Annotated in this window: 10 protein-coding genes; 9 read left to right on the top strand and 1 reads right to left on the bottom strand. The window is 70.8% G+C overall.

Going from position 1 to position 11,128, the window contains the following annotated elements; all coding sequences use genetic code 11:
- Positions 1 to 743: 743 nt before the first annotated feature.
- On the bottom strand, positions 744 to 1,652 hold the full coding sequence (locus tag EOT10_RS08365; RefSeq protein ID WP_127827444.1) for a bifunctional DNA primase/polymerase: 909 nt from the start codon (positions 1,650 to 1,652) through the stop codon (positions 744 to 746).
- A gap of 331 nt (positions 1,653 to 1,983) precedes the next feature.
- Between EOT10_RS08365 and EOT10_RS08360 the strand changes: the two genes are divergently transcribed.
- From EOT10_RS08360 to EOT10_RS08320, 9 genes are all read left to right on the top strand, one after another.
- Positions 1,984 to 2,298: a hypothetical protein gene (locus EOT10_RS08360; protein WP_127827443.1), complete on the top strand. Its 315-nt coding sequence runs from the start codon at positions 1,984 to 1,986 to the stop codon at positions 2,296 to 2,298.
- A gap of 218 nt (positions 2,299 to 2,516) precedes the next feature.
- The gene (locus tag EOT10_RS08355; RefSeq protein ID WP_127827442.1) at positions 2,517 to 3,704 is read left to right on the top strand and encodes an acyl-CoA dehydrogenase family protein; all 1,188 of its coding nucleotides are present in this window, start codon (positions 2,517 to 2,519) and stop codon (positions 3,702 to 3,704) included.
- Positions 3,701 to 4,690 (top strand): bifunctional MaoC family dehydratase N-terminal/OB-fold nucleic acid binding domain-containing protein, encoded by a 990-nt coding sequence (locus EOT10_RS08350; RefSeq protein ID WP_127827441.1) that lies wholly within the window; start codon positions 3,701 to 3,703, stop codon positions 4,688 to 4,690. Before EOT10_RS08355 ends, EOT10_RS08350 begins: the two co-directional genes overlap by 4 nt.
- 1 nt (position 4,691) lies before the next feature.
- Positions 4,692 to 5,783: an acyl-CoA dehydrogenase family protein gene (locus EOT10_RS08345; RefSeq protein ID WP_127827440.1), complete on the top strand. Its 1,092-nt coding sequence runs from the start codon at positions 4,692 to 4,694 to the stop codon at positions 5,781 to 5,783.
- Positions 5,784 to 5,806: 23 nt separating this feature from the next.
- Positions 5,807 to 6,325: a MaoC/PaaZ C-terminal domain-containing protein gene (locus EOT10_RS08340; RefSeq protein ID WP_127827439.1), complete on the top strand. Its 519-nt coding sequence runs from the start codon at positions 5,807 to 5,809 to the stop codon at positions 6,323 to 6,325.
- Complete coding sequence (locus tag EOT10_RS08335) at positions 6,322 to 7,488, top strand: lipid-transfer protein (protein ID WP_127827438.1); 1,167 nt, start codon at positions 6,322 to 6,324, stop codon at positions 7,486 to 7,488. The genes EOT10_RS08340 and EOT10_RS08335 overlap by 4 nt, the downstream gene beginning before the upstream one ends.
- A gap of 52 nt (positions 7,489 to 7,540) precedes the next feature.
- Positions 7,541 to 8,527 (top strand): glycoside hydrolase domain-containing protein, encoded by a 987-nt coding sequence (locus EOT10_RS08330; protein ID WP_127827437.1) that lies wholly within the window; start codon positions 7,541 to 7,543, stop codon positions 8,525 to 8,527.
- 213 nt (positions 8,528 to 8,740) lie between these two features.
- Positions 8,741 to 9,355: a SigE family RNA polymerase sigma factor gene (locus tag EOT10_RS08325; protein ID WP_127827436.1), complete on the top strand. Its 615-nt coding sequence runs from the start codon at positions 8,741 to 8,743 to the stop codon at positions 9,353 to 9,355.
- Between the two features lie 109 nt (positions 9,356 to 9,464).
- Positions 9,465 to 11,114, top strand: a complete 1,650-nt coding sequence (locus EOT10_RS08320; RefSeq protein WP_127827435.1) for a long-chain fatty acid--CoA ligase — start codon at positions 9,465 to 9,467, stop codon at positions 11,112 to 11,114.
- The last annotated feature ends 14 nt before the right edge of the window (positions 11,115 to 11,128 follow it).

Raw genomic sequence — 11,128 nt, 5'->3', positions numbered from 1 at the left:
AGGGGCGGCGGCGCGCGATCGGTGGCTACAGCATGCTCACCCTGATAGGCGCCGGGGTGATGACGTGGACGGTGATCACAGGTCTCGCTCGGCTGGATTTGCTGGGCGAGGCTGTTCAGGTTCGGATCGCAGAGTGCCATCAAGAGGGCGGTGGGCGCGCAGGGAGCCACTCGGTATGCAGTGGTCCTCCGGTGGGCACCAAGACGCACATAGTGAAACTCCAGTACGAAGGCCATCAGGGGGCAGTCGTTCGAGCTGTTCGGAAGCCGTGGGGCAGCTACGAGCCTGTGGAAACAGGCTTTGTTGCGTGGGGTACTTGGGTGCTGATTCCGGTCCTTCCTCTCCTTGGGACAGTCGCGGCCGGGGCACTCACAGTCAGGGAAATACGCCGGGCTCGACGTGATGCTCAGCGGGCATGATTGCGCCTCTGGGGCACGTAGGGGGCACGACGACGATGACGACCGCTCGTCTGGCGCTCTCGCACCCGTCTGACCTGCGGCGGAGATCGAACCGCCCGTGATCGGAGAGAGGTCTTGAAAACCGTCGTGGCGCGAGTCACCGTGGGTTCAAATCCCACACCCACCGCTTGTACGCAGGCGCGTTGTAGGTAGGTGTTTGCCGCGTGGCGCTTGCTACGTGGGTGCTGCCGCGTAGCCGCTTGCTACGTAGGTGTCTGTAAGGGGCGTTCGCTATGGCGGGCGCCCCTTACGCGTGTCCGGGGAGAGGGTGGGTCGGCCCGTGTCCTAGGCGTCCGCGTTGTGCTGGGTCAGGCGGGCCGCCGAGGCGATCGTGGAGCGGGCCTCGCGTTCCGTCAGGCCCGTGCGGATCGCGGCCTCCACGAGGGCCTCAGTGAGGGTGTCGCCGAGGTCGCTCTCGTAGGCACGGCAAGCGGCCCAGAACAGACGGGTGTTGCGCTGGCCCGCGTGGGCCGCGAGCACGAACTGCACCAGGCCCTGGCCTTGTTGGCCCTGTTGACCGGGTCGGCCCTGCTGGTCGGGATGCGCCGGTGACCGGTGGTGTGCGCGTGGCGGGGGCGTGAGCAGGCGCAGGAGGGCCGGCGGGCAGGGCGCGACGGGCAGGTGGGCGGTGCCGGGGACCGCGCTGTACACGCCCTGGGCCGTGCGGGAGCCGGGGCCCACGAGGTAGCCGCCCGCACCCCGGATGTCGATGCCCGGCGCGAGGCGTCCCGCCGAGTTGGGGACCACGACGTCCGGCGGGCCGGAGAGCCACACATGGCGGCCGCCGCTGGGCGTGGCCACGACGACCGTGTCCGGGATGGTGAAGAGGTGGCGCAGGGCCAGTTCGCGCAGCGCGGCCGAGGAGTCCGTGCCGGACTTCGTGTCGAGGTCGATGCCGATGAGGTGGTGCGGGGGCAGGCCGCACGCGATGCCGTACCCGGTGGCCCGGGGCGCGGCCGCGAAGAGAGCGCGGATGCGGGCCGGGTCGGTCGTGGCGTCGTACACGCCGTGTCCGGGGCGGCCGCACTCGCCGTGGCAGGGGGCGGGGGCGGGTTCGTCGCGGTGCGGGGATCGCAGCGCGGGGAGTTTCGTGCGGGAGAGCGGGATCACGGCCAGTCCGCGCTCGGCGGCGGAGAGGGCGTGGGCGAGGGCCAGGGTCGCAAGGGGTACGGCGTGCCGGTCGGTGGTGGCCATGCCCTCCATGTTCGTACGAATGTTCGAGCAACGGAAGGGGGGCGCGCCCGGGTGAAGCGTATTTACCAAAAATGTGCCGAAACGCTTCGGCCCCTGTGGCGGCTGAACCGCCCGCGCCGGCCGGGCGCATTCCGGGCTGAGCTGGGGCTTTGGGGAGGTGAAGCAGGTTTATCGACATGTCCTCACGCTTGCGAGGGAATACCGCCTTCCGCCCTGGTTCGATGGGGATTCGGTGGGCAACTCTGATCTCGCGACGTCGTGAGCATCGACCGAGGCGGTCGGCCAACTGCCTTGGAACAACCCGTAGTTCCCGGTTTCTGGAGGAAAAGACATGGCACGTATCCGTACCGTCCGCGCCCTCGCCGCCGTTGCCGCCCTGCCCCTCGCGGCAGCCCTCTTCTCGGGGGTGGCGATGGCCGACAACGGGTCGTTCGCGGACAACGGATCGAACGCGGGTGTGGCGACCGTGAGCGGCAGTGGTGTCGGCGGCAGCAACCACGGCAACTCGTCCACCTCGCAGCAGCAGGCGGTGGGCTCCGGCGCCTCGAACCAGAACAACACGGCCCAGGTGAACGGGTCCGGGTTCACGGCGATCGACCAGTCGAACGAGAACGTCGCGGTGAACTTCTCCCCGCTCTGGTGGTGATCCGCCGGCTCCTGCAGGCCGGGGCCTTTCGAGGGGGTGGGTGACGTCTGTGCGGCGGTGCTTCGGCATCGCCGCACAGGCGTTTTCGCGTTCCCCCGACCCTCCTCGGGTGCGTACTGGTCTCTGTCCCAGGTGCGCGCTGATCTCTTGACACCCGTACCGAATCTGACGGACAGTCAGAAACCCTTGTTCGTACGAGGTCCGGGAGGGCCGCCGCCGTGTACCTCGCCCCTACCGCGCGCCAGCACGATCTCCGCGCCGAACTGCGCGCCTACTTCCGGGAACTGATGCCCGACGGGCCACCGGGCCACGACGACCGGGCGGGCCAGCGGCGTCTGCTGCGCCGCATCGGCGCCGACGGCCTCCTCGGCCTCGGCTGGCCCGTCGAGTACGGAGGCCAGGGGCGCGGGCCCGACGAGCAGTTCGTCTTCTTCGACGAGGCGTACCGCGCGGGCGCCCCGGTCTCCATGGTGACCCTGAACACCGTCGGACCGACCCTCATCAAGTACGGCACCGAGGAGCAGAAGGCGTACTTCCTGCCGCGGATCCTCTCCGGCGACCTGGTCTTCGCCATCGGGTACAGCGAGCCGTCGGCGGGGACGGATCTCGCCGCGCTGCGGACGCGGGCGGTCCGTGACGGCGAGCACTGGGCCGTCGACGGGCAGAAGGTCTTCACGTCCAATGCGCAGAACGCCGACTGGATCTGGCTGGCCTGCCGCACGGACCCCGAGGCCGCGAAGCACCAGGGCATCTCGATCATCCTCGTGCCGACCACCGCGGACGGGTTCACCTGGACGCCCATCGAGACCGTCGGCGGGCTGACCACCACCGCCACGTACTACGACGGGATCCGCGTCCCCGCCTCGAACCTCGTCGGGGAGGAGAACGGCGGCTGGGGCCTCATCACCAACCAGCTCAACCACGAGCGGGTCGCCCTCGCCGCGATCGGGATGCAGGCCGAGGACTTCTACGCGGCGGTGCTCGAAGCGGTTCGTTCACCCGATCCGGTGACAGGGGAACGGCGGATCGAGCTGCCGTGGGTGCGGTCTCGGCTGGCCGAGGTACATGCCCGTCTCGCGGCAACGCGCCTGCTCAACTGGCGTTTGGTGGGTGATGTGGGGGCCGGGCGGCTCGCGCCGGGCGACGCGAGCGGCGTGAAATTCATGGGAACGGAATCGGCGGTCGAGACGTATCGCATGTGTCAGGAGATCGCGGGGGACGTGGCGCTGGTGCGGGCCGGATCGCCGGGGGCGTTCGGGAGCGGGACGGGGAGCGGGGCGGTCGAGGGGGAGTTGGAGCGCATGAACAGGGCGGCGCAGATCAACACGTTCGGGGGCGGGGTGAGCGAGGTGCAGCGGGAGATCGTGGCGACGATGCGGCTCGGGATGCGGAGGGGGCGGCGGTGACGGGTGACCTGGCTCATGCGGCGCTCAAGGTCTTCGAAGGGCTTCCCGCGGCGACGGCGGGTGTGGGCAAGGACCTGGTCAACGAGCCGATGATCAGGCACTGGTGCGAGGCGATGGGTGACACCAGTCCCGCGTACGAGGGGCCCGACGCCATAGCGCCGCCGACCATGCTCCAGGCCTGGACGATGGGCGGGCTCTCCGGCCACCAGGGGCGCAGCGGCGCGTACGACGAGCTGTTCGCCCTGCTCGACGGCGCGGGGTACACATCGGTGGTCGCGACGGACTGCGAGCAGGAGTATCTGCGTCCACTGCGGCCCGGCGACGCGATCACCTTCGACGCGGTCATCGAGTCCGTCTCCGAGCGCAAGACGACGAAGCTGGGGACGGGGCATTTCGTCACGACGCGCATGGATGTCAGGGCGGACGGCGAGCTCGCCGGTACGCATCGCTTCCGCATCCTGAAGTACGCACCGACGGCCCGGCCACTGCCGGAGAAGAAGGCGGCCCGGCGTCCCCGGCCGGTGGTGAACAGGGACAACGCGGGGTTCTGGGAAGGCGTTCGCGAGCACCGTCTGCTCATCCAGCGCTGCTCGTCGTGCGGGACGCTGCGCTTTCCCTGGCTGCCGGGGTGCGGCGCGTGCGCCTCGCAGGAGTGGAGCACCGTCGAGGCGAGCGGCGAGGGCACCGTCTTCTCGTACGTGGTGATGCACCACCCGCCCTTCCCGGCCTTCGACCCGCCGTACGCGGTGGGCCTGATCGAGCTGGCCGAAGGCGTCCGGATCATCAGCAACGTGGTCGGGGTGCCCTACGACAAGGTCCGGACGGGGATGCCGGTGCGGCTCGAATTCATGCGGGTGGACGAGGAGTTGGAGCTGCCGGTGTTCCGGGCCGGTGATGCGGGTCCTGGTTCGGGCTGCGCTTCGGGTGTCGTGTCGGGCGGGGATTCGGGTGGCGTTTCAGGCGGCGCTTCGGGAGGTGAGGGCTGACATGGACTTCACGCCTACGCAGGACCAGGCGGCCGCCGCCGGGCTGGCCGCGCAGATCTTCGGTGACCTGTCGACGCCCGAGCGCCTCGCGGCGGCCGGCACGGGCACGGACACCGAGTTGTGGAAGGCCCTCGGCTCGGCCGGACTGCCGGGCGCGGTGGAGGAGACCGGGCTGCTCGGGCTCGTGCTGATGCTGGAGGAGCAGGGCAGGACGACGGCGCAGGTGCCGTTCGCCGCGAGTTGTGTGTACGGGCTGCTCGCGGTCGCGGGGCACGGGACCGCCGAGCAGCGGGAGCGGCTGCTGCCGGGGCTGCGGGACGGCACGGAGGTGGCCACGGGGGCGTTTCCCGGGCAGGCCGGCGTGCGGGTCGACGCGGTGGCGGCGGGCGAGGACGGGACAGGTCAGGGGCGGCTCACCGGGGTGGTGCCCTGGGTGCCGTGGCTCCGGGACGCGTCCTGGGTCCTCGTGGCGGCGGCCGACCGGAGCCTGTGGATCGTGCGCACGGCCGACGCCGGATGCGAACCGGTCGAGCTCACCGCACCCTGGTCGGCGGGCCGGCTCGTCCTCGACGGGACACCGGCGGAGAGACTCGGCGGGCCCGGCGCGTACGAGGACGTGCTGGCCTCGGCGCGGACCGCGTTCGCGGGACTCCAGGCCGGGGTCTGTGCGGGGTCGCTGGCGCGGGCCGTGGAGTACACGAACGAGCGGGAGCAGTTCGGGAGACCGCTCGCCGCGAAGCAGGCGGTCCAACTCCGGGCGGCCGACGCGTACATGGACACGGAGGCCATCCGCGTCACGGCCTACGAGGCGGCATGGCGGCGCGACGAGACGCTGCCGTACGCGAGCCATGCGCTGACCGCCGCGTGGTGGGCCTCGGAAGCGGGCCGGCGGGTGGTGCACGCCGGTCAGCATCTGCACGGAGGCATGGGCGCCGACCTGGAGCATCCCGTGCACCGGCACTTCCTGTGGGGCAGACAGCTCGACGCCTACCTGGGGTGCGGGGCCGAGCTGCTCGCGGAGCTGGGTGAGGTGATCGCGGTGGGTGAGGCGAGCGGCGCGGAGGAGGCGGGGGCGACGTGGGCGCGGGCGTGAAGGGAGATCCGGGGGGAGAGGGCATGAGTGTGGGAGTCGGTGGCGGTGCTGAGAGCGCGGTGGCGATCAGTGTGGGGGCCGAGCTGGCGCCACTGGAGATCGCGGTCACCCGGACGCTGATCGTCTCCGGGGCCATCGCGTCCCGTGACTACCAGGACGTGCACCACGACGCGGAGCTGGCCAAGGAGAAGGGCTCCCCCGACATCTTCATGAACATCCTGACGACGAACGGACTCGTCGGGCGGTACGTCACCGACCACTTCGGCCCTACGGTGGTCCTGCGCAAGGTCGCGATACGGCTGGGCGCGCCCAACTATCCGGGCGACACGATGGTGTTGACCGGGAAGGTCACCGCCGTCGAGCAAGCGGGCGGATCCGAGAGCGGATCCGAGAGCGGATCCGAGAGCGGATCCGAGAGCGGGGCCGGGAACGGGAGCGGGGGTGCCACGGCGGTGGTGCGGGTTGTCGGGGCGAACGGGCTGGGGGCGCATGTCACCGGCACGGTGACGGTCACCCTTCCGAAGTCCGGGGGGCAGGCATGAGTGTGCGGGCGAAGGACAGTCTCGGTGGGCGGGCGGCGATCGTCGGGATCGGGGCGACGGAGTTCTCCAAGGACTCCGGGCGCAGTGAGCTGAAGCTCGCGGTCGAGGCGGTGGGGGCCGCGCTCGACGACGCCGGGCTCTCCCCCGCCGACGTCGACGGCCTGGTCACGTTCACCATGGACACCAGCCCGGAGATCACTGTCGCGCAGGCGACCGGGATGGGAGACCTGTCGTTCTTCTCCCGGGTCCACTACGGCGGCGGTGCGGCCTGCGCCACCGTTCAGCAGGCCGCGCTCGCCGTGGCGACCGGGGTGGCCGAAGTGGTCGTCTGCTACCGGGCGTTCAACGAGCGCTCGGGACGGCGGTTCGGGTCCGGGGTGCAGCACCGGGAGCCGTCGGCGGAGGGGGCGGCGCTGGGCTGGGCGCTGCCGTTCGGGCTGCTCACGCCCGCGTCGTGGGTGGCGATGGCGGCGCAGCGGTATCTCCACACGTACGGACTGGGGCCCGAGGCGTTCGGTCATGTCGCCGTCATGGACCGGGAGTACGCGGCCACGAACCCGGCGGCGTACTTCCACGGGAAGCCGATCACGCTGGAGGACCATGCGGCGTCGCGGTGGATCGTGGAGCCGTTGCGGCTGCTCGACTGCTGCCAGGAGACGGACGGCGGGCAGGCGATCGTCGTCACCAGCGTCGAGCGGGCCCGCGACCTGCCCCACCGGCCCGCCGTGATCACGGCGGCCGCGCAGGGCGCGGGGCGTGGTCAGGAGCAGATGACGAGCTTCTACCGGGACGACCTGACGGGGCTTCCGGAAATGGGGGTCGTGGCCCGCCAGCTGTGGCGGTCGGCCGGGATGGGGCCGGACGAGATCGACGTGGGGATCCTGTACGACCACTTCACGCCGTTCGTGCTGATGCAGCTGGAGGAGTTCGGGTTCTGCGGGCCGGGTGAGGGGGCGGACTTCGTGGCGGAGCGGCGGCTCCCGCTCAACACGCACGGCGGGCAGCTGGGTGAGGCGTATCTGCACGGGATGAACGGCATAGCGGAGGCCGTCAGACAGGTGCGGGGCACGGCGGTGAACCAGATCGACGGCGTCGCCACCGCACTGGTGACTGCGGGGACCGGCGTCCCCACATCGGGTCTGATTCTGGGAGCGGACGGCTGAACGCGGGGTGTGTCCCGGCCGGACTCGCGCCCCCGGCCCCTTCACTCGCCGTATGCACCGCACTCGCCATATGCACCGCCGGAAGCTGGTCGTGGGTCTCGTGCTGTTCCTGACGGCGCTGACCGCTCTCCCCGCACCGGCGTGGGCCGAACCAGTCCGGCACGGGCCGGGTCCCAGCGGGGACGCCCACGCCGGTCCCCTGAGTGGCCTTGGTCTGCCCGACCTCGACCTGTCCGACGCCGTTTTCGACGAGCCGGCCACCGCCGCAGCCCAGGCCGGCGCGTCCGACGACCCGAAGTCCCTCCTGCCCGCACTCTCCGGGCCGCGGACCTTCCGCGGCCTGGCGTTCGACACCTGCACGGCGCCGTCGCTCGAGACCATGCGGCGGTGGCGGTCCTCGAAGTACGGGGCCGTGGGCGTGTACTACGGGGGCCGCGCCCGGGCCTGTCCCCATCAGCCCTGGCTCAGCCACCGTTGGATGCGCGGGGTGGAGCAGTTGGGATGGCGGGTGCTGCCGGTGTACGTCGGTTCGCAGTCGCCGTGTGTGGGCGCGGGACCCAAGAAGGGCTATCGGATCGGCCGCCACCCCTGGAGTCAGGGGGTGCGGGAGGCGCGGGACGCCGTACGCAGGGCGGCGGCCATCGGTATCCGGGCGGGCAGCCCGCTCTATCTGGACATGGAGGCGTACAGGTACCGGCAGACGAAGTGTGCTCGGACCACGCTCTCCTTCGTGCGGGGCTGGGACCGGCAGGTGAGGGGGGAGGGGTACGTACCGGGGTTCTACAGCAGCGCCGACTCCGGGGTGCGGCACATGCGGGCCGCGGCGCGGGCGGGGGTGCGGGATCTGCCGTCGGTGATCTGGTTCGCGCGCTGGCACACGCGGCCCCGGCTGGCGCGGGAGCCCGTGCTGCGACGGTCCGCCTGGAGCACGCAGCGCAGGATCCACCAGTACGCGGGGAACGTGAAGGAGCGGCACGGCGGGCGGAGCCTCGTCATCGACCGGAATCTGGTGCACGCTCCGGTGGCGCGCATCGGTTGAGCCGGAGGGAAGGAAGTCCGGGAATGGCTCTCAGGTCCGGGGAATGGCTCTCAGGCCCGGGGAATGGCTCTCAGGGATGAACCCTCAGGGGTCCGTACCGCGTCCTCCACCTTCAGGAGGTGGGGATACCACCACTCCTACAACCTGAGGCGGACACCGCTTCGGGACCTGCGGCCGATCCGCGAGGGTAGGGGTCGCTCCTAGCGTGGAGCCATGACCGCAACCTTGGCGCCTGTCTGCTCCAGTGCATCGGATGCCGCGACGCGCAGCGCGCCGCGAGCCGTGACTACGCCTCACCCCTCCCTGCCGACGCCGTACGCGCCGCACAAGGCGTATCCGTCGTTCGCGTCGTACGTGCGGGCGCGTCAGCCCGTGCTGCTGCGGACCGCCCGGTCGCTGACCGCGAACCCGTGCGACGCGGAGGACCTGCTCCAGACCGCGCTCACCAAGACGTATGTGGCGTGGGACCGCATCGAGGACCACCGGGCGCTCGACGGCTATGTGCGCCGCGCTCTGCTGAACACGCGCACATCGCAGTGGCGCAAGCGCAAGGTCGACGAGTTCGCCTGCGACGAGCTGCCCGAGCCGGAGACCGTCGAGGCGGCGGACCCGGCCGAGCACCAGGCCCTGCACGACGCGATGTGGGGCGCGATCATGAAGCTGCCGGCCCGGCAGCGCGCGATGGTCGTCCTGCGGTACTACGAGGACCTGAGCGAGGCCCAGACGGCGGAGGTGCTCGGGGTCTCCATCGGCACGGTCAAGAGCGCGGTGTCGCGGGCCCTCGGCAAGCTCCGTGAGGACCCCGGGCTGCGCCCGGCCAGGGGCTGAGCAGGCCAACGCGCTGATCGATCATTCCCCGGGCTAGTGACATACCGCGTGGTATGCGGCGAGAATCGGCGGACCCCTACTGCTCCGTAGCGCCCACCGGGAGGACGCCGTGCTGAGCACGATGCAGGACGTACCACTGCTGATCTCGAGGATCCTGACCCACGGGTCGACGATCCACGGCACGTCCCAGGTGGTGACCTGGACCGGTGAGAGCGGGCCGCAGCGCCGGAGCTTCGCCGAGATCGGCGACCGCAGCGCCCAGCTCGCCCATGCGCTCCGCGCCGACCTGGGTGTCGTGGACGACGACCGCATCGCGACGCTCATGTGGAACAACTCGGACCACGTCGAGGCCTACTTCGCGATCCCCTCCATGGGCGCCGTGCTGCACACCCTGAACCTGCGGCTCCCCGCCGAGCAGCTGGTCTGGATCGTCAACCACGCAGCCGACCGGGTGATCATCGTCAACGGGTCGCTCCTGCCGCTGCTCGCGCCGCTGCTGCCCTCCCTGACGGCCGTGGAACACATCGTCGTCTCCGGCCCCGGCGACCGTTCGCTCCTCGACGGAGCGAGCCCCCAGGTCCACGAGTACGAGGAGCTCATCGCCGGGAAGCCGGTCACGTACGACTGGCCGCAGCTCGACGAGCGCCAGGCCGCCGCGCTCTGCTACACCTCCGGCACCACCGGCGACCCCAAGGGTGTTGTCTACTCGCACCGTTCCATCTACCTGCACTCCATGCAGGTCAACATGACGCAGTCCATGGGCCTGACCGACGAGGACACCTCGCTCGTCGTGGTGCCGCAGTTCCATGTGAACGCGTGGGGCCTGCCGCACGCGACGTTCATGACCGGCGTGAACATGCTGATGCCGGACCGCTTCCTCCAGCCCGCGCCGCTCGCCGAGATGATCGAGAGCGAGCGGCCCACACACGCCGCGGCTGTCCCCACCATCTGGCAGGGGCTGCTCAAGGAGCTCACGGTGCAGCCCCGCGACGTGAGTTCCCTCGGCCAGGTCACCATCGGCGGTTCCGCCTGTCCGCCCTCCCTCATGAAGGCCTTCGACGAGCTCGGCATGCGCGTCTGCCACGCCTGGGGCATGACGGAGACGTCGCCGCTCGGCACGGTCGCCCGGCCGCCGGCCGCCGCGATCGGCACCGACGAGGAGTACGCGTACCGGCTGACGCAGGGCCGGTTCCCGGCCGGCGTCGAGGCCCGGCTCACGGGACCCGGCGGCGAACTGCTGCCCTGGGACGGCGAGTCGGCCGGCGAGCTTGAGGTACGCGGGCCGTGGATCGCGGGCGCGTACTACTCGGGCCCCGACAGCGAACCGCTGCGTCCCGCCGACAAGTTCAGCGAGGACGGCTGGCTCAAGACCGGCGACGTCGGCACGATCAGCCCCGACGGGTTCCTCACGCTCACCGACCGCGCCAAGGACGTCATCAAGTCCGGCGGTGAGTGGATCAGCAGCGTCGACCTCGAGAACGCGCTGATGTCGCACCCGGACGTCGCCGAGGCCGCCGTCGTCGCCGTCCCCGACGAGAAGTGGGGCGAACGCCCGCTCGCCACCGTGGTCTTGAAGGAGGGCGCGAGCGCCGACTTCGAGACCCTGCGCGCGTTCCTCGGCGAGAAGGTCGCCAAGTGGCAGCTTCCGGAGCGCTGGACGGTGATCTCCGCGGTGCCGAAGACGAGCGTCGGCAAGTTCGACAAGAAGGTGCTGCGCAAGCAGTACGCGGAGGGCGAGCTGGACGTCAAGAAGCTCTGAGGCTGGCTGTTTCA

The sequence above is a fragment of the Streptomyces antnestii genome (assembly GCF_004005495.1).
In the GTDB taxonomy this organism is placed as follows: domain Bacteria; phylum Actinomycetota; class Actinomycetes; order Streptomycetales; family Streptomycetaceae; genus Streptomyces; species Streptomyces antnestii.
This window is presented reverse-complemented; position numbering and strand designations above follow the sequence as displayed.

What these genes read in the sequence shown, in the direction of transcription:
- EOT10_RS08345 (WP_127827440.1), top strand. Translation starts at nt 4,692, where the DNA reads ATGGACTTCACGCCTACGCAGGACCAGGCGGCCGCCGCCGGGCTGGCC.
- EOT10_RS08365 (WP_127827444.1), bottom strand. Translation starts at nt 1,652, where the DNA reads ATGGCCACCACCGACCGGCACGCCGTACCCCTTGCGACCCTGGCCCTC.
- EOT10_RS08330 (WP_127827437.1), top strand. Translation starts at nt 7,541, where the DNA reads ATGCACCGCACTCGCCATATGCACCGCCGGAAGCTGGTCGTGGGTCTC.
- EOT10_RS08340 (WP_127827439.1), top strand. Translation starts at nt 5,807, where the DNA reads ATGAGTGTGGGAGTCGGTGGCGGTGCTGAGAGCGCGGTGGCGATCAGT.
- EOT10_RS08325 (WP_127827436.1), top strand. Translation starts at nt 8,741, where the DNA reads ATGACCGCAACCTTGGCGCCTGTCTGCTCCAGTGCATCGGATGCCGCG.
- EOT10_RS08335 (WP_127827438.1), top strand. Translation starts at nt 6,322, where the DNA reads ATGAGTGTGCGGGCGAAGGACAGTCTCGGTGGGCGGGCGGCGATCGTC.
- EOT10_RS08360 (WP_127827443.1), top strand. Translation starts at nt 1,984, where the DNA reads ATGGCACGTATCCGTACCGTCCGCGCCCTCGCCGCCGTTGCCGCCCTG.